This is a genomic window from Bartonella sp. CL435QHHD (assembly GCF_042195095.1).
In the GTDB taxonomy this organism is placed as follows: Bacteria; Pseudomonadota; Alphaproteobacteria; order Rhizobiales; family Rhizobiaceae; genus Bartonella.
Window position 1 is genome coordinate 92,106 of the sequence record NZ_JBHINS010000027.1, and the last position, 21,846, is coordinate 113,951.

At 38.3% G+C, this 21,846-nt stretch carries 20 protein-coding genes and 2 tRNA genes; 1 reads left to right on the top strand and 21 read right to left on the bottom strand.

Annotated features, from left to right (window positions below; genetic code table 11):
- Positions 1-5 precede the first annotated feature (5 nt).
- From ACFILH_RS01340 to ACFILH_RS01440, 21 genes are all read right to left on the bottom strand, one after another.
- A complete protein-coding gene (locus ACFILH_RS01340) occupies positions 6-293 on the bottom strand; it encodes a succinate dehydrogenase assembly factor 2 (protein ID WP_273791268.1) in 288 nt (95 codons plus the stop codon).
- A 65-nt stretch (positions 294-358) separates the two neighbouring features.
- On the bottom strand, positions 359-1,039 hold the full coding sequence (locus ACFILH_RS01345) for an ABC transporter ATP-binding protein (protein WP_273791269.1): 681 nt from the start codon (positions 1,037-1,039) through the stop codon (positions 359-361).
- Positions 1,039-2,307 carry a lipoprotein-releasing ABC transporter permease subunit gene (locus tag ACFILH_RS01350; protein WP_273791270.1) on the bottom strand — a complete coding sequence of 423 codons (1,269 nt, stop codon included), beginning with the start codon at positions 2,305-2,307 and terminating at the stop codon, positions 1,039-1,041. The genes ACFILH_RS01345 and ACFILH_RS01350 overlap by 1 nt, the downstream gene beginning before the upstream one ends.
- A gap of 11 nt (positions 2,308-2,318) precedes the next feature.
- On the bottom strand, positions 2,319-3,644 hold the full coding sequence (gene proS, locus ACFILH_RS01355; RefSeq protein WP_375654462.1) for a proline--tRNA ligase: 1,326 nt from the start codon (positions 3,642-3,644) through the stop codon (positions 2,319-2,321).
- 202 nt (positions 3,645-3,846) lie between these two features.
- Positions 3,847-5,523 carry a ribonuclease J gene (locus tag ACFILH_RS01360; RefSeq protein ID WP_375667255.1) on the bottom strand — a complete coding sequence of 559 codons (1,677 nt, stop codon included), beginning with the start codon at positions 5,521-5,523 and terminating at the stop codon, positions 3,847-3,849.
- 45 nt (positions 5,524-5,568) lie between these two features.
- Positions 5,569-6,378: a biotin--[acetyl-CoA-carboxylase] ligase gene (locus ACFILH_RS01365; RefSeq protein WP_375631153.1), complete on the bottom strand. Its 810-nt coding sequence runs from the start codon at positions 6,376-6,378 to the stop codon at positions 5,569-5,571.
- A complete protein-coding gene (nuoN, locus tag ACFILH_RS01370) occupies positions 6,378-7,832 on the bottom strand; it encodes an NADH-quinone oxidoreductase subunit NuoN (RefSeq protein ID WP_375637640.1) in 1,455 nt (484 codons plus the stop codon). Before nuoN ends, ACFILH_RS01365 begins: the two co-directional genes overlap by 1 nt.
- Before the next feature lie 17 nt (positions 7,833-7,849).
- On the bottom strand, positions 7,850-9,319 hold the full coding sequence (locus tag ACFILH_RS01375) for an NADH-quinone oxidoreductase subunit M (protein ID WP_375667257.1): 1,470 nt from the start codon (positions 9,317-9,319) through the stop codon (positions 7,850-7,852).
- Entirely contained in the window at positions 9,319-11,283 is a 1,965-nt protein-coding gene (gene nuoL / locus ACFILH_RS01380) for an NADH-quinone oxidoreductase subunit L (protein WP_375631157.1), read from the bottom strand. The genes ACFILH_RS01375 and nuoL overlap by 1 nt, the downstream gene beginning before the upstream one ends.
- 6 nt (positions 11,284-11,289) lie before the next feature.
- Complete coding sequence (gene nuoK / locus ACFILH_RS01385; RefSeq protein WP_273791275.1) at positions 11,290-11,598, bottom strand: NADH-quinone oxidoreductase subunit NuoK; 309 nt, start codon at positions 11,596-11,598, stop codon at positions 11,290-11,292.
- 13 nt (positions 11,599-11,611) lie between these two features.
- Complete coding sequence (locus ACFILH_RS01390) at positions 11,612-12,232, bottom strand: NADH-quinone oxidoreductase subunit J (protein WP_375657768.1); 621 nt, start codon at positions 12,230-12,232, stop codon at positions 11,612-11,614.
- A gap of 94 nt (positions 12,233-12,326) precedes the next feature.
- Positions 12,327-12,818, bottom strand: a complete 492-nt coding sequence (gene nuoI / locus ACFILH_RS01395) for an NADH-quinone oxidoreductase subunit NuoI (protein WP_273723184.1) — start codon at positions 12,816-12,818, stop codon at positions 12,327-12,329.
- 14 nt (positions 12,819-12,832) lie between these two features.
- Positions 12,833-13,879 (bottom strand): NADH-quinone oxidoreductase subunit NuoH, encoded by a 1,047-nt coding sequence (gene nuoH, locus ACFILH_RS01400; protein ID WP_273791289.1) that lies wholly within the window; start codon positions 13,877-13,879, stop codon positions 12,833-12,835.
- A gap of 27 nt (positions 13,880-13,906) precedes the next feature.
- On the bottom strand, positions 13,907-15,976 hold the full coding sequence (nuoG, locus tag ACFILH_RS01405; RefSeq protein WP_273791277.1) for an NADH-quinone oxidoreductase subunit NuoG: 2,070 nt from the start codon (positions 15,974-15,976) through the stop codon (positions 13,907-13,909).
- Between the two features lie 68 nt (positions 15,977-16,044).
- Positions 16,045-17,349 (bottom strand): NADH-quinone oxidoreductase subunit NuoF, encoded by a 1,305-nt coding sequence (gene nuoF, locus ACFILH_RS01410; protein ID WP_273791278.1) that lies wholly within the window; start codon positions 17,347-17,349, stop codon positions 16,045-16,047.
- A 164-nt stretch (positions 17,350-17,513) separates the two neighbouring features.
- A complete protein-coding gene (gene nuoE / locus ACFILH_RS01415; protein ID WP_273791279.1) occupies positions 17,514-18,167 on the bottom strand; it encodes an NADH-quinone oxidoreductase subunit NuoE in 654 nt (217 codons plus the stop codon).
- A complete protein-coding gene (locus ACFILH_RS01420; RefSeq protein ID WP_375667256.1) occupies positions 18,167-19,357 on the bottom strand; it encodes an NADH-quinone oxidoreductase subunit D in 1,191 nt (396 codons plus the stop codon). The genes nuoE and ACFILH_RS01420 overlap by 1 nt, the downstream gene beginning before the upstream one ends.
- Before the next feature lie 121 nt (positions 19,358-19,478).
- A complete protein-coding gene (locus tag ACFILH_RS01425) occupies positions 19,479-20,090 on the bottom strand; it encodes an NADH-quinone oxidoreductase subunit C (protein ID WP_273791281.1) in 612 nt (203 codons plus the stop codon).
- A gap of 14 nt (positions 20,091-20,104) precedes the next feature.
- Positions 20,105-20,686 (bottom strand): NADH-quinone oxidoreductase subunit B family protein, encoded by a 582-nt coding sequence (locus ACFILH_RS01430; RefSeq protein WP_273791282.1) that lies wholly within the window; start codon positions 20,684-20,686, stop codon positions 20,105-20,107.
- Positions 20,677-21,042 carry an NADH-quinone oxidoreductase subunit A gene (locus tag ACFILH_RS01435; RefSeq protein WP_005773599.1) on the bottom strand — a complete coding sequence of 122 codons (366 nt, stop codon included), beginning with the start codon at positions 21,040-21,042 and terminating at the stop codon, positions 20,677-20,679. The genes ACFILH_RS01430 and ACFILH_RS01435 overlap by 10 nt, the downstream gene beginning before the upstream one ends.
- Before the next feature lie 298 nt (positions 21,043-21,340).
- A tRNA-Asp gene (locus ACFILH_RS01440) sits at positions 21,341-21,417 on the bottom strand.
- A 173-nt stretch (positions 21,418-21,590) separates the two neighbouring features.
- Between ACFILH_RS01440 and ACFILH_RS01445 the strand changes: the two genes are divergently transcribed.
- A tRNA-Val gene (locus tag ACFILH_RS01445) sits at positions 21,591-21,666 on the top strand.
- Positions 21,667-21,846: the final 180 nt, after the last annotated feature.

Below are 21,846 nucleotides of genomic sequence, written 5' to 3' on the forward strand. Positions count from 1 at the left end.
CGGGATTAATAACTTAAGCAAGTACGATAATTGGCAATATCACGAAAAAGTGGACTATCAACCTCAGAGGGGGGCAAAATTTCTCCAGTAATCCATGTCAGTAAATCACGATCATCAAAAGACATAATATACTCAAGCTCAGAGAGCGTTCTATCATTCATCCCAGTAATATGAGCATCGACATAATGTCCAAAAATGAGATCCATTTCACGAATACCGCGATGCCATGCACGAAAAATCAATCGACGACGACGAGCATCTAATTGATTTTTGTCAACGACAAAAACTGTCATAAAAAATCTCCTTGAATAAAGTAATATAAACTATTCAATTAGTCGTATAAAATTTGTACCTTGCTTTAAGGAAGTTCTATAATCTTTTGTTCTTTAAGTGTAATTCGACGATGCATTTGCTTAGCCAAAGCGTAATTATGTGTTGCAATAAGAGCAGAAAGACCAGACTGACGAACAAGGATAGATAAAGCTTGAAAGACATAAGCTGAAGTTACTGGATCAAGATTTCCTGTAGGTTCATCAGCCAAAAGAACCGAAGGGCCATTTGCTACTGCACGTGCAATAGCAACACGTTGTTGTTCTCCTCCCGATAACTCTGAGGGACGATGGTTCGCACGATGAGAAACACGCAGATACGTCAATAATTTGCGCGCACGATCTTCTGCTATAGATTTTTTTAATCCTGCTATCATTTGCGGTATCATGACATTTTCTAACGCCGTAAACTCTGGAAGTAAATGATGAAATTGATAAACAAAACCAATATCATTCCGTCTTATAGCTGTTCGCTCACTATCAGAGCGCTTTGCACAAGAAACACCCCGTAACATCACATCACCAGCTGTTGGTTTTTCTAATAATCCAGCAATATGAAGAAGTGTTGATTTTCCAGCACCAGATGGTGCAACAAGTGCGACAAGCTCTCCACGATTAAGAATAAAATTCGCTTTATCTAAAACAATGAGCGGCTTATGGCTCTCGAAAAAGTGTCTTTCAATCTCTACAAGCTCTAAAATAGCTGTCATTATTCATACCTCAAAGCTTGTACGGGGTCTAGCTTAGCAGCACGCCATGCCGGAATGAGAGCAGCAAGAAACGACAAGAATAAAGCCATCATAGCAACCAAGATGGTCTGTTTCCACTCAATTTGTGCAGGCAATTTTGTTAAAAAATAAAGTTGAGGATTAAAAACGTCGACATTAAATAACCAAGATATAAAATCTTGGATATGATTAATATTCGCGGTCGCGATAACACCTAAAACTAAACCCAATATAGTTCCAATAAAACCAATCATCATTCCTGTAATGATAAATATACGCAAAATCGCACTCTGTTGAGCCCCCATCGTGCGTAAAATTGCAATATCATGACTTTTATCTTTTACAAGCATAATCAGCCCTGAAATAATATTTAAAGCAGCAACAAGAACGATCAGAGAAAGAATGAAAAACATAACATTTCGTTCAATCTGTAAGGCTGAAAAAAAAGCCTGATTGCGTGTACGCCAATCAATTAAATAGACCTGTTGTTCAACTGCTTTTTCTACAACAGGTTTTATTTGATCAACAGCATCAGGATCATTTAGAAATAATTCCAAAGACTGAACCTTATCTCCCAAATTAAAAAACATTTGTGCTTCATGGAGAGGCATAAAGATAAATATTGAATCATATTCAGACATACCAACTTCAAAAATAGCAACGACTTTATAAGCTTTCACACGTGGGGTAACGCCAAAAGGAGTCTCATCACCATCTGGAGTAATAATACGAATATCTCTTCCAACTGTCAGTCCTAATTTTTCTGCTAAGCCACTTCCAATTGCAACACCTTCTTCTTGATCAAACCGAGAAATCGATCCTAATTTAATGTTTTGAGAGACTGTTTTAAGCTTTTCTAGATCTTGTTTGCGCATACCACGAACTAACGCGCCAGAGCCACCTTGAACTTCACCTTGAACAAGCGCTTGACCTTCAATAACAGGTAAAGCAAACTTCACACCATTTGTAGTTTCTAAAGAAGAAATAAGAGTCTTATAATCAGAAAAACCAGAATCAACTGTTTGAATAATAAGATGCCCATTCATACCAAGAATACGATTGAGAAGTTCTGTACGAAAGCCATTCATCACCGCCATAACAACAACCAGAGCAAATACGCCCAACATAATCCCAATAAGAGAAATAATTGAAATAACAGATGCAACGACATGTTTTTTATTGGGAATCATATAACGAAAAGCGATCATCCACTCATAAGATGAAAAGCATTTGTTTTTCAGCCTCTTCATAACATTTCCTATTAAATTATAGAAAGTTGGCTGAGCACATCTTCAACCTTTAGAGATTTTTTTATTCCTGTTTTTCGATCTTTAATTTCAACTTCATTTTGTGCAATGCTGTTAGGGCCAACAATGACTTGCGTTGGCAAACCAATCAAATCCATTGTTGCAAATTTTGATCCAGGACGTTCATTTCTATCATCTAATAACGGATCAAAACCAACCTCCTTTAATCCCTGATAGAGAAACTCACATGCCTGTGTGCATTTTTCATCATCGGGTTTCATATTGATAATCCCAAAATCAAACGGTGCCATCGACTTTGGCCAAATAATACCATTTTCATCATGAGAAGCTTCAATAGCGGCCGCAACAAGACGCGAAGGCCCAATACCATAAGATCCCATAGAGACCACATGCTCTTTTCCATCTTGTCCCATAACTTTTGCTCCCATTGGAGCAGAATATTTAGTACCAAAGTGGAAAATATGACCTACTTCAATACCACGCGCTGAAAGACGATTATGATCAGAAACTTTAGCCCACTCCTCTTCATTATGCATTTCTTCCGTTGCTGCATAACAAGATGTCCATTGCTTAACAATATCATCTAAAACAGCTTTATCACTAAAATCGATTGAACTATCTGGAACGGTAAGTTCAAGAAATTGTTTATCACAGAAGATAGCACTCTCTCCTGTTTCAGCCAAAATGATAAATTCATGACTGAGTTCCCCCCCTATTGGACCTGTATCTGCACGCATAGGAATTGCTTTTAATCCCAGGCGAGAAAAAGTGCGTAAATAAGCAACAAACATACGATTATAAGATGTTTTAGAGCCTTCATAATCAAGATCAAAAGAATAAGCATCTTTCATTAAAAATTCTCGTGCTCGCATCACACCAAAACGTGGACGAATTTCATCACGAAATTTCCATTGAATATGATATAAATTCAGCGGAAGATCTTTATAAGAACGAACATAAGAGCGAAAAATATCTGTTACCATCTCTTCATTGGTTGGACCATAAAGTAAATCACGCTTTTGACGATCTTTAATGCGGAGCATTTCCAAACCATAATCATCATAACGACCGCTTTCACGCCAAAGATCAGCAGACTGAATTGTAGGCATCAATATTTCTATTGCACCCGCACGTTCTTGCTCTTCACGAATAATTTTACAAACTTTATCAAGCACTTTTTTTCCCAAAGGAAGCCAAGAATAAATCCCTGATGTTTGTTGTCGAATCATTCCAGCGCGCAACATGAAGCGATGAGAAACAATTTCTGCTTCTTTAGGATTCTCTTTTAAAAGTGGAAGGAAATATTGAGAAAGACGCATTGAAATAATTAACTCCTAATCAGATCTATCATATCGGAACAATTTATCACACCCTCTATTCATCTATAGCCGCATTCTGAATACTTGCAAATATAACGATCTTATCATTTAAAAATTTATTGTGCTTTATTCTCTATTTTTCTTATTTAGCAATAAAATAAAAATGCTCTTCTCTTTTTAAATAACGTAATATGAAAGTTCTTTATTTTGACCGATGTAAAAAAACTGTACAGATAGGTTTTTTTTGCCAAATTTCATGAACAGCCGCTCTCACTGCACGTCGTGTTGCCTCTCGAATAAGTTCATTATTTTTCTGTTTCATGCGTGGGATATTATCAACTGTATTTTCTACGATATCTAAAAGAATATCTTTTAAACTTTTCCCCTTTCCATTACTTTCAGGTAACCCTAATATTGTTAGACCTATATCCCCTAATAATTCATGCTTACTATTTATATGGAGAGAAATAGTAACATGACCAGCATAACTTAGTTTGCGGCGCTCACGAATCCCTAATTCATCTTCATCTCCAATTAAGCAACCATCCTTATAGATGCGGCCAACAGGAACTTGATCAATAACTTCTACAGGCTTTGGTGCAAGACGTAAAATATGTCCATTTCTGATATCCGTAACAGTTTTAATACCTGCTTGACGTGCTAAAGTTGCCTGAGCCTTAAGATGCATTGCTTCCCCATGTACAGGGACAAGTATTTGTGGCTTTATCCAATCATACATCTGTAAAAGTTCTGAACGACGTGGATGACCTGAAACATGAACAAGCGCATCTTCATTCGTAATAATTTCAATACCCAAATCAATGAAACGATTTTGTACCTCAATAATCGCTTTTTCGTTTCCTGGAATACTTCGTGATGAATAAATAACGGTATCACCAGCGGAAAGTGCAATATTTTTCATTCCATCACGTGACAGTTTAGCCAAAGCTGCACATGGCTCACCTTGGCTCCCAGTGACAATTAAAACAAGATCTTTTCGCGAGATATAGCCATAATCATCTTCCGTTACAAATGGCGCTAAACCATTCATATAACCAAGCTCTTGTGCAACCATAATACTTCGCTTAAGGGAACGCCCAATGACAAGCACCTTACGTCCAGCAGCTTCAGCTGCAAGAGCAATAGAACGTATCCGACCAATATTAGAAGAAAAAGTTGCTATCGCAACGCGCCCTTCAGCTTTGGAAATAATCTCAGAAAGACTGGCTTGAACTTGCTGCTCTGATGGAGATATACCATCCCGACATGCATTTGTGGAATCACAAAGTAATGCTAAAACACCTTTTTTGCCTAAAGCACGAAATCTTTTTTCATCGGTTACAGCCCCGAGTGAAGGGGTATGATCAATTTTCCAATCACCAGTATGAATCACAGTCCCCAAAGAGGTTGTAATTGCTAAAGATACAGATTCTGGTATTGAATGGTTAACGGCTATAGCCTCTACAGCAAAGGAACCTACCTGAAAACAATCACCAGCTTGAAAAATATTGAGTAAAATTTTTTGAGATTCAAAATCTAATTGTTTTTTAGTTTCCAATAATCCTGCCGTAAAAGGCGTACAGTAAATTGGCACTTGTAACTTTGGACATAAATCAAGAACGGCCCCATAATGATCTTCATGTGCATGTGTTAAAACAAGACCCCGTATATTATGTTTTTCACTTTCTAGAAAACGAATATCAGGCAAAACAAGATCGACACCTGGTAATTCAGAACCAGCAAAACTAACCCCCATATCAACCAGCAGCCATTCACGAAGACTTTGGGGACCAAATCCGTAAGCAGCTAAATTCATCCCTATCTCACCTACACCTCCCAGAGGTAAAAAAACAAATTCATTCTTATTGGCTGCAACCATAAACATCTCCCAAATCATTAAGGTATCTGATGGTAAAATAATTTTTCAATAACGACCTGCATTAATAGAATCAGCGGAACCAAAATGAACATCTCCAGCTGTTATAATGGCTGTCTGACCGTCTTTTTGCTTTATGATGCAGTTAAAATCACTATCAAGACCATCAAAAATACCCTCAATGACTTTTTCATCATTCACCACTTTGACATGTTTTCCAAGGTGAGCGGAATATAAAAGCCATTTTTTTCGGATTATTTCACATCCTTTTGGTTGTTTCCAAAGAAGGTAATTTTTAGAAAAACACTCCGTCAAAACCGTAAATAATTGTTCTGCATCAATATGCAAACCGATATTCTTTAAGCTTGAAGTGGAATAAGGTGCATCTTCATAATTATATTTCACATTTATTCCAATACCAATAACCAAGGCATATTGTTGTGATGACAATTTTAAAATCTCAAGCAAAACTCCAGAGCTTTTTTCTCCTTTGAGCAAAATATCGTTTGGCCATTTTAAGCTCACAATATTGTTTGTCTGCTTTTCCTCTTTTATCAATTGTTTTATTGCCTCTGCCACACTTACTCCAGCAACAAAGCCAAGTTGAGCCGCAGTTTGATGAACAATATCATCAATTAATAAAAGACTAGAATAAAGGTTCCCTTTTGGACTAGACCAAGTCCTCCCTCTTCTTGCTCTTCCCTGTGATTGTTCTTGTGCAACAATCCAAAGATTACCTTGATGACCAGTTTTCGCTTTTCGTTGCGCAATGAGATTTGTTGAATCAACACTATCGTACGCTTCAACAGTATATCCCTGTTTTTGTGCAAAATCTGATAAAGTATAAACCATATTCATTAAAACAATGCTGTTGCTGCTTTTTCTGCTAGCTCAGCGAACCAAACTCCAAAAAGCGCGTAAAATAAAATAAAGAATACAGAAAGACTAAGACAAAACTGAAGCTCATTCGATAAAGCAACAAAATGCGCTTTTGCATCATCAAACCACATAATTTTAATGACTCTCAAATAGTAAAAAGCCCCAACGACAGACGCTATCATCCCCACGACAGCAAGTGGAGTAAGTCCAGCGTGGACAGCCGCAGAAAATGTATACCACTTTCCAAAAAAACCAGCCATAGGAGGTATGCTTGCTAAAGAAAAAAGCTGTATTGTCATCACAACAGCCATAAAAGGATTCGTCTTTGCTAACCCTGAAAGATCATAAATATTTTCAACATTGCCATTCTGAGAGCGCATTCCAAGAATAAAGGCAAATGAACCAATCGTCATTCCAAGATAAATCGTCATATAAAGAATAACACTTTTTACTCCTAGCATATCTCCAGCAGATAAACCAACAAGTGCATAGCCCATATGACTGATCGACGAATAAGCCATTAAGCGCTTAATATTATTTTGACCAATTGCAGCAAAAGCACCCAGTATCATTGATGCAATCGCCATGAACACCAAAATTTGTTGCCATGCAGGCATCACGTTATCAACACGCCCTAGGGGAATAAAGGTCGTCACAATAATACGGATGATTAAAGCCATTGCAGCAACTTTAGGGGCACCAGCAAAAAATGCTGTAATCGGTGTGGGCGCTCCTTCATAAACATCAGGTGTCCACATATGAAATGGAACAGCAGAAATTTTGAAAGCCAAACCAGCTAAAATAAAGACAATTCCAAAAATGACCCCCAATTGTACATTCTTACCTTTTAAAGCAAGAGCAATTTCGTGAAAACCAATTTGACCGGTAAAACCATAAAGTAAAGAAATACCATAAAGAAGCAACCCTGAAGATAATGCTCCTAAAACAAAGTATTTTATACCGGCTTCAGAAGATTTCACATTATTACGATTAATCGCTGCTAAAACATATAAAGCTAAAGATTGCAATTCTAACCCCATATAAAGCGACAGCATATTACCCGCTGAAATCATAAACATCATTCCAAGGGTTGCTAAAAGAACAAGCACTGGAAACTCAAATATATTAAACTTTTGTGCATTGGCAAAACCAACAGACATGATAAGAGAAAAGAGTGCACCAATAAGCATTAAAATTTTCATATAACGACTAAAGGAATCGATAACGAGCGCATTGGTTTGAAATGAACCATTTTTCGGAAAAACTATAAGAATAATAATGGTTGCCACAAGAAGTGCCATGGCTAAACCTGTCACTGTTAAAGAAGCACGTGTATTGGAATAAACACCAATCATAAGTAGCACGACAGCTCCTAATGCAATTAAAAGCTCTGGAAGAATTAAGACTAATTGCGCTATTATTTCAGTTTGCATGTGCATTCTTCCCTTATCTAGTGCAGTTTATTGATGAGGGTTTCTACGGAAAACGCCGTTGCCTTAAGAATAGGCGTTGGATAGATACCAAAGAATATTGTAAGAATAACCATTGGATAAAGGAGGAATTTTTCTCTTAAAGAAAGATCTATTAATACTTTTAAATTCTCTTTATCCAAGGAACCAAAAACCACACGCCGATAAAGATAAAGGGCATAGGCTGCCGATAAGATAACACCTGTTATTGCTAAAACAACAACTAATTTATTTACTTGAAAAACACCTATTAAGGTTAAAAACTCACCCAAAAATCCTGAGCTTCCAGGCAAACCAACATTTGCCATAGTGAAAATTAAGAAAACAACAGCATATTTAGGCATATTATTCACTAAACCACCAAACGCTGAAATTTCACGTGTATGCAAGCGATCATAGATAACCCCAACACAAAGAAACAATGCTGCTGAAACAATTCCATGGGATAGCATCTGATAAATAGCCCCTTGTATCCCCTGTTCATTTGCAGCAAAAATACCCATTGTCACATACCCCATATGCGCTATTGAAGAATAAGCAATAAGTTTTTTGATGTCACTTTGAACAAGTGCAACCAGTGATGTATAAATAATAGCGATAAGCGATAATGTGAAAACAAAAGGCGCAAAATCTGCTGAAGCGATAGGAAACATAGGCAAAGAAAAACGAAGAAAACCATACCCACCTAATTTGAGTAAGACACCAGCTAAAATAACGGAACCCGCTGTCGGTGCTTCTACGTGAGCATCAGGGAGCCATGTATGAACTGGCCACATTGGCATTTTAACTGCGAAAGAAGCAAAAAATGCAAGCCATAGCCATATTTGCATATGAGCAGGAAACTGATAATTGAGTAAAGTTGGTATATCAAGTGTCCCAGCCTCCCAATACATAACCATAAGAGCAACCAGCATAAGCACTGAACCAAGTAAAGTATATAAGAAAAACTTTATACTTGCATAAACACGACGTGCTCCTCCCCATACACCTATAATGATAAACATTGGAATAAGGCTGCCTTCAAAAAAAACATAGAATAGCATTGCATCAAGAGCACAAAAAACGCCAATAATCGCAACTTCTAGAAGAAGAAACGCAATCATATAAGCCTTTAATCTCTCTTTAACATTCTCCCAACTTGCTAAAATACAGAAAGGCAAAAGAAAAGCCGAGAGAACAACAAAAAGAATAGAAATACCATCAACCCCCATATGATAGCTAATACCCCCCCCTAACCAACTGGATTTTTCAACCATTTGAAAATTTTGGTTGCTAGAATCAAATCCTATCCAAATAATTAAAGAAATAATAAAAACAAATAGAGTCGTAAAAAATGCGACATTACGTATATTATGGCGTGCTACTTCACTATCATCTTTGATAAACAAAATCAGAAGCACACCAACAAGCGGCAAAAATGTAACCGTAGAAAGAATAGGCCAATCGGTCATTAGTTTACGCCCCCGATCATCATCCATGTAATGAGCAATGCAACGCCGATAAGCATTGCAAATGCATAGTGGTAAAGATAGCCTGTTTGCATTCGAACAACTCTATTTGTAATATCAACAACACGCGCTGCAATACCATTAGGGCCTAGACCATCAATAATCTTACCGTCTCCCACTTTCCAAAGAAAAGAACCAATTCTAAAGGTAGGACGAACAAACAAAAAGTTATATAATTGATCGAAATACCATTTTTGGTAAAGAAAGTTATATGTTCTTGGCATAATACGAACCATTTTCTTAGGAAGAGATGGAATAGAAACATAAAATAAATAAGCTAAGATAAACCCAAGAAGCATCGCTATAAATGGCGACCATTTTACCCAATTAAAGACATGGTGGGCATCATGAAGAATGTGATTATGGCTGCTTGTAAATAATGCTCCCTTCCAAAAAGCATTATACAACTCACCAAAAAAGTAAGGTTGGAAAACGACACCAGAAAATATTGCTCCAATAGATAAAAGAAAGAGTGGAATCAACATAACTGGAGGCGATTCATGAACATGATGCATCACATCAACTGTTGCCCGTGGTTTACCATGGAATGTCATAAAGATAAGCCGCCATGAATAGAAACTTGTTAAAAAGGCAGCAAAAACAAGAAGATAAAAAGCATATCCTGAAGCAATATTATGAGATGCAAAAGCAGACTCTATAATCGCATCTTTTGAGAAAAAACCTGCAGTCCCGAAAAGTGTTCCTGGAATTCCAACACCGGTCAAGGCAATGGTCCCGACCATCATCATCCAATAGGTGACCTTTATATGTTTGCGTAACCCACCCATTTTTCGCATATCTTGTTCATCAGATACAGCATGAATCACAGAACCTGCACCAAGAAACAATAAGGCTTTAAAAAAAGCATGCGTAAAAAGATGAAAGACAGCAGCGCCATAAGCTCCAACACCTAATGCCACAAACATATAACCAAGTTGAGAGCATGTAGAATAAGCAATAACACGCTTAATATCATTCTGCACCAACCCCACAGTTGCTGCAAAAAACGCTGTTGTTGCACCAACAATAATAATCACGGTCAAAGCAGTCGAAGAAAGTTCAAAAATTGGCGACATACGCGCAACCATAAAAACACCAGCCGTTACCATTGTAGCAGCATGAATAAGCGCTGATACAGGGGTTGGTCCTTCCATTGCATCAGGCAGCCAAGTATGTAAAAGAAATTGTGCGGATTTTCCCATCGCACCAATAAATAATAAAAGACATGTAATGGTAATTGCCGTCTGCCCATCAAATTGCCAATCTAAAAATGTCACATTTTGTATAAAGCTCTTGTCGGCAGCTTTTGCAAAAATAGAGGCAAAATCAACCGATTGGAACAAAACAAAAATACTAAAGATTCCTAAGAGAAAACCAAAGTCTCCAACACGGTTAACTACAAAAGCTTTCATTGCGGCCTTATTAGCAGAATCGCGCTGAAACCAAAAACCAATGAGTAAATAAGAAGCAAGTCCGACACCTTCCCATCCAAAAAACATCTGAATCAAATTATTGGATGTGACCAACATAAGCATCATAAATGTAAATAAAGAAAGATAAGAAAAAAAACGAGACCTTGAAGGATCATGATGCATATAACCAATTGAATAAATATGCACCAATGCCGAAACACTGTTTACAACAATAAGCATGACAGCTGTTAATGCATCAACATGTAAAGCCCAATTAAAGCTTAAGTCACCAACAGTCATCCAATGTAATACCGATACATCAATCGCTGGAATATGACCAAGTGCAGTACTGAAAAATGCTATCCACGATAATATGGCAACAACAACCATAAAGCTACATGTTATCAATTCACTCGCACGATCTCCTATCGTTTTTCCACCTAGTGCAGCAATTAAAAAACCCAAAAGCGGAAGAAAGACAATCGTATAATACATCACTGGTTAGCCTTTCATTACATTAACATCTTCAACCGCAATGGAACCACGATTACGGAAAAAAACGACCAGAATTGCTAAACCAATGGCAGCTTCAGCAGCTGCTACGGTTAAGACAAATAAAGCAAATACCTGACCAACGAGATCATGAAGAAATGCTGAAAATGCAACAAAATTGAGATTAACTGAAAGCAATATAAGCTCAATGGACATCAAGATAATAATCACGTTTTTTCTGTTGAGAAAAATTCCAGCAATACCAATTGTAAACATCAAAGCAGAAACAGTGAGATAATGTGTAATATCAATATACATCTACATAGCCCCCTTATATACCTTTGCCTGATTCAACTTGTTTGATTTCAATAGCACTTTCTACCGTTCTAGAAACTTGCTCCGCAATAGATTGCCGCTTTACTCCTAATTTATGACGAAGTGTTAGAACAATAGCTCCAATCATTGCAACCAATAAAATCATTCCAGCAATTTGAAAATAGAAAACATAATCCGTATAGAGAATATCACCTAATGCTTGTGTATTTGTTCGCTGGGCTAAATCTGGTATTGGTTGCGTAACATGCGTTCTCAAGATTGGAGAAAAATAGCTACTCATAAAAACAACAATCAATTCTACAGCGATAATAACACCAATAAGAGCTCCAATAGGAGCATACCGAAGAGTTCCACTCTTTAACTCAGCAAAATCAACGTCAAGCATCATAACGACAAATAAAAATAAAACAGCGACAGCTCCAACATACACAACAAGCAGAATAAGCCCTAAAAACTCTGCCCCTGCAAGTAAAAACAAAGCTGCTGCATTAAAAAATGCGAGGATTAAAAACAAAACAGAATGCACTGGATTGCGTGCTGTAATAACAATAACTGCACTTGTTAGCATAATAAAAGCAAACAAATAGAAAAATGCCGCCGCTAGATCTGTTAGCATAGGCTTCTCCTTAATTATTCAAACAATTGGTATAAACTTCATACCAGATTACAATTTATCGGAAAAATATCCGACACCTCATTTAACGATACACTTAACGATAAGGCGCATCCATCAATATATTTCGAGCAATTTCTCGCTCCCAGCGATCTCCATTCAATAAAAGCTTTTCTTTATCATAATAAAGTTCTTCACGTGTTTCCGTCGCAAACTCAAAATTTGGACCTTCGACAATAGCCTCAACCGGACAAGCTTCTTGACAAAAACCACAGTAAATACATTTAACCATATCGATATCATAACGGACAGTTCTACGTGTACCATCATTGCGCCGTGGCCCAGCTTCAATTGTAATCGCTTGAGCAGGACAAATCGCTTCACATAATTTACAAGCAATACACCGTTCTTCACCATTTGGATAGCGACGCAATGCATGCTCACCGCGAAAACGCTGAGATACAAAACCTTTTTCATAAGGATAATTAATCGTGGGCTTTGGTGAAAAAAATTGGCGCATAGCTAAGAAAAAAGCACTCACAAATTCCAATAGAAGAAGTGACTTTGCCGCCTGAATGAAACCTGACATCGTAAAATCTCCTCTTAAACGAAATCCGTAAACTTTAAAAAAGCAGCAGTTATCACAACCATTGCTAGTGAGAGAGGAAGAAAAACCTTCCAACCAAGCCGCATGAGCTGATCATAGCGATAACGTGGAACAAATGCTTTAACCATAGCAAACCAAAAAAATACAAAACAGACTTTTAAAACAAACCAAATGATACCAGGAACCCAATTAAGCCACCAAACATCTAAAGGAGGCAGCCAACCGCCTAAAAATAGAATGGTTGTTAATGCGCACATTAAAACAATCGCAACATATTCACCTAAAAAGAAGAGCATGTAAGGCGTTGAAGAATATTCTACCATATGACCAGCAACAAGTTCAGATTCTGCTTCCACCAAATCGAATGGAGGACGGTTTGTCTCTGCAAGCGCAGAAATAAAAAATATAATAAACATTGGAAAAAGGACCAACCAATTCCAATCGAGAAAACTGTTAAAAGGAAGACCAAGAGTTGTACCAAAACCATGACTTTGTTTAAGAACAATTGTTGTAAGATCCAACGAACCACTCACTAAAATAACGGTCACAAGCACAAAACCAATGGAAACTTCATAAGAAACCATTTGTGCCGCCGAACGAAGAGCTCCTAAGAAAGGATATTTTGAATTTGATGCCCATCCCCCCATAATAACACCATAAACTTCAAGAGATGAAATAGCTAAAATATAAAGCAAGCCAACATTAATCTTCGCAACCTCCCAACCCTCATTGACAGGAATAACAGCCCAAGTTGATAAAGCAAGTGTCGCTGAAACAAAAGGAGCCAAAAGAAAAACCCCCTTATTTGCACCTGCTGGGATAATAGGTTCTTTCACAACAAATTTAATTAAATCTGCAAAAGACTGTAACAATCCCCATGGACCAACAACGTTTGGTCCACGACGCAATTGTACCGCAGCCCAAATTTTTCTATCTGCGTAAAGAAGGTAAGCAACTAAGAGCAAAAGAACGACCAAAAGAAGAAGTGTTTTTCCGATTATAATGAGTAATGGCAACAGCCAAGTCATAAAGAAATCATACATCATTATTCTTTTTCCTTTGCCCTTACTTTACAGTACAGTTTGCGTAGAACGATTTTTTGCAAGAGATGAACATTTAGCCATAACAGCAGAAGCACGTGCTATCGGATTTGTTAAATAAAAGTCTTTAACCATAGAAGTAAATGTTTGACTCTCGAGAGAAACCATTTTTGAACCAAGCGCCTTAAGACCACTTATATCAGAAGGCACTATATCATCAACAGCACAAAGGTGTGGATAATCATTAAACAAGCATTGCCTTAATTGAGGAAGAGAATCAAAAGGGAGTTTTTGTCCTAAAATATCCGATAAAGCACGCAAAATAGCCCAATCTTCTTTTGCTTCACCTGGAGCAAAACCAGCCCGATTTGTCATTTGAACACGTCCTTCTGTATTCACATAAAGCCCTGATTTTTCAGTGTAAGCAGATGCAGGCAAAATAACATCAGCAGCATGTGCACCATTATCACCATGGCTCCCAATATAAACTGTAAAAGCTTTTGTATTGGCTAATTCTACTTCATCAGCACCAAGCAAAAATAGAACTTCACAGGTTTTAAGTATATTTGCAACCCCAAGCTTAGAAGTAAAGCCTATGTCTAACCCTCCAACAATCGATGCTGCATTATGAAGAACCCCAAACCCATTCCATGTCTCACTAAGAGCACCAATATTATCAGCTAATTTAGCAAGACTTTTTAAAACAGATAAACCTTCATTTCCTGAAACAGCCCCCTCTCCGATAAGAATAAGGGGCCTCTTCGCTTCTTTTAAGACATTAAAAAAAACATCCTCTCCACGAATAAGTGTCGTTAATGTATCACTCCCAGATCCAAGGTAAGAATAAGGATAACGTAAATCGACTTTCTCTCCAATTAATGCAATAGGAAAATTGCCCATCCGTTGGCGCTTTAAAATACGCGCATTTAAAACAGCTGCTTCATGACGTGGATTAGATCCCACAATAAGCAGTGCATCAGCCTGTTCAATACCTACAATTGTAGGATTAAAAATATAACTCGAGCGTCCAAACTCTGGCGATAAAGCCCCCCCTCTTTGACGACAATCAAAAAGCGTTGAGCCCAAAGAGCTCAATAATGTTTTAAGGGCATACATTTCTTCAACAGAAGCAAGATCTCCAGCAATGGCTCCAATTTTTTCTGGAAAAATTTTAGAGATCACCATTTTAATTTTTGCAAAAGCTTCTGTCCAACTGACAGGTTGAAGCTTTCCATCTTTGCGTACATATGGCTTATCAAGCCGCTGAGTCCGTAATCCATCCCAAATAAAACGCGTTTTATCAGAGATCCATTCCTCATTTACATCTTCATTCGTACGCGGCATAATCCGCATAACTTCACGGCCGCGGCTATCAATACGGATAGCACTACCAAGCGCATCCATCACATCAATCGATTCCGTTTTTACCAATTCCCACGGACGGGCATGAAACGCATAAGGTTTTGAAGTTAAAGCTCCCACTGGACAAAGATCAATAACATTTCCCTGTAACTCAGATGTCATAGCTTTTTCAAGATACGTCGTAATTTCAGCATCTTCACCACGACCGATCAAACCAAGCTCAGAAATACCTGCAACTTCCGTTGTAAAACGAACACACCGTGTACAATGAATACATCGTGTCATAACAGTTTTGACAAGAGGTCCAATATATTTATCTTCTACAGCACGTTTATTTTCTGTATAACGAGAACAATCTCGTCCATAAAGCATTGCTTGATCTTGAAGATCACACTCTCCCCCTTGATCACACACTGGACAATCCAAAGGATGATTAATGAGAAGAAATTCCATAACACCTTCACGTGCTTTTTTTACCATCGCCGTATTGGTAAAAATTTCAGGTGCTTCACCGTTAGGCCCTACTCGTAAATCACGAACCCCCATAGCACAAGAAGCCTGAGGTTTTGGAGGACCCCCCTTAACCTCAACTAAACACATACGACAATTTCCAGCAATTGATAAAGATTCATGAAAACAAAAACGTGGCACTTCAACACCCGCCGCCTCAGCAGCCTGAAGCAACGTGTAGTAATCAGGAACTTCAATCTCTTTGCCATCAACTTTGATATTTATCATCACCCATCCAACCTGCGGATAACCCACTTAAAATTTGCATTCGGTTGCTCTTAGAACAAAATCCGTTATTAAACCGCTTCTAAAGCAATATTTTTGCTTTGGACTACATTTCGCGTGTATTCATCAATTCTACGCTCGATTTCCGGACGAAAATTACGTATCAACCCCTGTACAGGCCATGCGGCAGCATCACCAAGCGCACAAATAGTGTGTCCTTCAACCTGTTTAGACACTTCAAACAAAAGATCAATCTCGCGTTTTTGCGCTCTTCCTTCAACCATACGCCCTAAAAGACGCATCATCCACCCCGTCCCCTCACGACACGGTGTACACTGTCCACAACTCTCGTGCTTGAAAAAAGCAGCTATACGCCAAATTGCCTTGATAATATCGGTTGATTTATCCATAACAATCATTCCCCCTGTGCCAAAAGAAGACCCGACATCTCTCATCCCATCAAAATCCATGATCGCATCGATCATATCCTCACCACGAACGACTGGACAAGAAGCCCCCCCTGGAATAACCGCTAAAAGATTATTCCATCCACCACGAACACCACCCGTATGTTTTTCAATTAATTCACGGAATGAAACACCAAGAGCGTCTTCAAATGTACAAGGTGCATTAACATGCCCTGAAACCATAAATAATTTTGTTCCAACATTATTTGCTCGTCCAATTGATGAAAACCACGAAGCACCCCGCCGCAAAATCGTTGGAACAACGGCAATAGACTCTACATTATTTACTGTTGTTGGACAGCCATAAACCCCCATATTGGCAGGAAATGGTGGCTTAAGCCGAGGTTGCCCCTTTTTTCCTTCAAGACTTTCAAGAAGAGCCGTTTCTTCACCACAAATATAAGCACCAGCTCCATGATGAATAACAATATCACAAGCATGCCCATATTTCGTTTTTTTGCCAAGTAACCCCGCATCATAGCACTCATCAACGGCAGCTTGAAGCGCTTCACGTTCACGAATATATTCACCACGAATATAAATAAAAGCAACATTGGCTCCCATAGCAAAAGTAGCGATTACACATCCTTCAATCAAAGTATGGGGGTCATGACGTAAAATATCACGGTCTTTACAAGTTCCAGGTTCAGATTCATCGGCATTGACAACCAAATAATGAGGACGCCCATCATTCTGCTTTGGCATAAAGGACCACTTCATTCCAGTAGGAAAACCAGCACCACCACGACCGCGTAAACCCGATGCCTTCACTTCGTCAATGATCCAATCACGACCTTTGTCAATCATCTCTTTCAGACCATTCCAATGCCCACGCAACATCGCAGCCTTTAATGATTTGTCTTTTAAGCCATAAATATTGGTGAAGATACGATCTTTATCAGCTAACATACCTCACCTTTTTTCTATTACCCATAGCATTTTCCGCTTTTCCTCAAATGCAATTTTTAAATATCTTTTCAAGACTTCTTACTTTTCGTTAAATGTTGCCATCATGGGTAGAATAATAAAATATTTTTTCAAGAAAAATACTTAATTATGTTCCCATTCTTTCCTTATCCTTTTTTGGTGAATACTTGAGAGATCTTTTTTTCTTTCTCATCATCAATAAGAGAAGTTAAACCACTAATCGGTTCCGACGATTTACGACTATTTTGTGGACCAACCGCTATCTCAGAACTTTCACCTGCTTCAAATGCATCAATAATTTCTTCAAGGCGTTCAGCTGTAAGATCTTCATAAGTATCTTTAAAAATCATAACCATCGGAGCATTAACACAAGCACCAAGACACTCCACCTCTTCCCATGATAAGGTTCCATCCTGATTGGTCGCAAAAGGTTCATGATGAATTTTTTTCTGACAAACTTTAATCAATTCATCAGAACCACGTAACATACAAGGCGTTGTACCACAAACTTGAATATGCGCTTTTGTTCCAACAGGCTTAAGCTGAAACTGAGTATAAAAAGTAGCAACTTCTAAGACACGGATATAAGCCATGGAAAGAATCTGAGCAATATGCTCAATCGCAGCACGTGTCACCCAACCATCTTGCTCTTGAGCGCGCATTAATAATGGAATTACAGCAGACTGCTGACGCCCTACAGGATATTTTTTTATGGTATTTTGTACCCATATCTGATTTTCTTTTGTAAAAGAAAACTCAGCCGGCTGATAAACATCATCTGCAAGACGGCGTACGGACATTAGCGATCAACCTCCCCAAAAACAATATCAATCGAACCCAAAATAGCTGTAGCATCTGCCAACATATGACCTCTGGTTAAAAAATCCATAGCTTGGAGATGAGCAAACCCAGGAGCACGCAACTTGACACGATAAGGCTTATTGGTCCCATCAGAAACAAGATAAACACCAAACTCACCCTTCGGAGCTTCCACAGCAACATATACTTCTCCAGGAGGTGTATGAAAACCTTCCGTATAGAGTTTAAAGTGATGAATCAGTGCTTCCATCGAGCTTTTCATTTCACTCCGCGTCGGTGGTACGATTTTGCGATCCAAGCTCGAAACCGGTCCACTTTTTTCAGTACTCAGTAAACGCTCCACACATTGGCGCATGATTTTCGCTGATTGACGCATTTCTTCCATACGAATAAGATAGCGATCATAACAATCGCTATTTTTACCTACAGGAATATCGAATTCCATTTCATCGTAACATTCATAAGGCTGACTTTTACGCAAATCCCACGGAACACCAGCTCCACGAATCATAACCCCAGAAAAACCGCGTGCCCAAGCTTCATCAATACTTACAACGCCAATATCCACATTACGCTGCTTAAAAATCCGATTTGGGGTCACAAGCGCATCAAGTTTTCCGAGAGAAACAAGAAATGGATCAATAAAATCACCAATATCTTCAACTAAAGATTCTGGTAAATCTTGATGCACGCCACCGGGACGAAAATAATTTGCATGAAGACGAGCACCGCAGGCACGCTCATAAAAAATCATCAACCTTTCACGTTGCTCAAACCCCCAAAGCGGTGGTGTTAAAGCGCCAACATCCATTGCCTGTGTCGTTACATTAAGCAAATGATTAAGAATACGCCCAATTTCAGAAAACAAAACACGTATTAATTGCCCTCTTTTAGGAACTTTAATATCTAATAACTTTTCAATAGCAAGAACAAAGGCATGTTCCTGATTCATAGGAGCAACATAATCCAAACGATCCAGATAAGGACCCGCTTGAAGATAAGTCTTTGTTTCCATTAATTTTTCAGTACCGCGATGCAACAACCCAATATGTGGATCTACACGCTCAACAACTTCACCGTCCAACTCCAGAACCATGCGCAAAACCCCATGCGCGGCAGGATGCTGCGGACCAAAATTGATATTAAAGTTTCGAACATTGACCTCAGTCACAATCAACCCCTTGCTTTTTAAAAAACTTCATATCAAATATCAAAAAAATCTATCACGCTAAAAAATATTTAATTATTTAAGAAATACAGTACTCTAATATAATGCCTTATCAAAACCAATATTATTTTTTTTCATCTGCTTTTCCATCACGTGGCAAAGTATACTGTCCTCCTTCCCAAGGAGACAGAAAATCAAAATTACGCATCTCTTGGCGCAAAACAACAGGCTCATAAATCACCCTCTTTGCTTCATTATCATAACGGCATTCAACAAATCCTGTCACAGGAAAGTCTTTGCGTAAAGGATATCCTTCAAACCCATAATCTGTTAAAATCCGTCTCAAATCCGGATGTCCTGAAAATAAAATCCCATACATATCATACGTTTCTCGTTCATACCACTCTGCACCAGGATAAACCGTACAAGCTGAAGCAACAGGAGTATTTTCATCAGTACGAACCTTTACACGTAAGCGTAAATTCTCACGAGGAGATAACAATTGGTAAGAAACATCAAAGCGCTTATCGCGAGAAGGATAATCCACACCACTAATGTCTGTAAGATTAATAAATTGACAGCGAGAATCATCTCGAACAAACATTAAGACATCGATAATTGCATCAAGACGCGCCACAATGGTCAATTCACCAAAAGCAAGAACAGTCTCTTCAAGCTTATTTTTTAACTTGTTTTCCAAATAAGCAGCAAGTTCAACCAATGTTTCATCCACCATGACAAGAAAACTCTCTATCGCTCTATGGATCCGGTACGACGGATTTTTTTCTGTAACAACAATATGCCGTATAATAATGCCTCTGCTGTAGGTGGACACCCTGGAACATATATATCGACAGGCACGATACGATCACATCCCCGCACTACTGAATAGGAATAATGATAATATCCCCCACCGTTTGCACATGACCCCATAGAAATCACATAACGTGGCTCAGGCATCTGATCATAAACCTTCCTTAAAGCAGGCGCCATCTTATTTGTGAGCGTACCAGCAACCACCATCACATCGGACTGGCGGGGTGAAGCTCGTGGTGCATATCCAAAACGCTCATTATCATAATGAGGCATTGAGCATTGCATCATTTCGATAGCACAACAAGCCAAACCAAAACTCATCCACATTAAAGAACCGGTACGTGCCCAAGTAATCAAAGCATCTGCCGAGGTAACTAAAAAACCCTTATCTGATAATTCAGCATTGATATCACGAAAAAACTTATCATCAGATCCTATCAGCCCACCAGTATTTGGATCAATGATTCCTTTTGGTTTTGGAGCTGTAATCGTTGAATTATTAGATCTTAATTCCATTCAAGAGCTCCTTTTTTCCATTCATATATAAATCCAATAGTCAAAATCGCTAAAAATACAATCATCGACCAAAAGCCAAACATACCTATTGATTCGAATGAAACAGCCCAAGGAAAAAGAAAAGCAACTTCAAGATCAAAAATAATAAATAAAATTGATACCAAATAGAAACGAATATCAAACTTCATGCGTGCATCACTAAATGAATTAAACCCACATTCATAAGCCGATAACTTTTCAGGATCGGGGGAACGATATGCTACAATGTAAGGTGTAATCAACAAAACTCCAGCAATAACCGCTGACACAATAATGAAAATCAAGACTGGTAAGTAAGAGCTCAATAAATAAGCCATAACCCTCTTCCATCGTAACGAAATGCCTGAGTTAACACAATGATTCAATATTGCGAGACCAAACAGACAAATTTAACAATCGCTCTATTAACTCTATTCATACTGCTTCAAAGGCATACAGAGCGATACTTTTCTTATCGGCATAGGTAACGCAGAGCAAAGAAAGACGCAAGCCCTATTCTTATAAACCATATAAAAAGAAAGAAAAAACATATTTATCCCCCAATCAAATACTCCACCACCTCACTTATAGCATATGGATACTTAAAAAAAGGAAATTTCATAAGGAATCAAGAAATGGCGCGAGTGACGGGGCTCGAACCCGCGACCTCCGGCGTGACAGGCCAGCACTCTAACCAACTGAGCTACACCCGCGCATTTTTTTCGAACCAATTTAATTTGGTACAAGCGGTCGTGTAAGGGGTTCACGCGTTTATGTCAAGAAGGATTATGCATTTTTAAAAAAAATTATCAAATACCATCTTTATTCTTGCGTTTAGAAAAATTTTTCCTTAAAGAGTCTCCATTCAATTGCTGATCATTGCATTGGGCGATTAGCTCAGCTGGTAGAGCGCCTCGTTTACACCGAGGATGTCGGGAGTTCGAGTCTCTCATCGCCCACCATATAGCTTTATATTCCTATTAAGCTGTTGATTCTTCATATGTTTTTTTAAGTGAGGGACGCGTAAATAAAAGTTAGGGAATAGGATTTTCTAACATTTCTCTACAACAGTAGCATTTTCTTTTCTTTGCGCTTCGCTAATCATCTCTAATAATGTTTTGAATGCTTCTAAATCCTCTTGT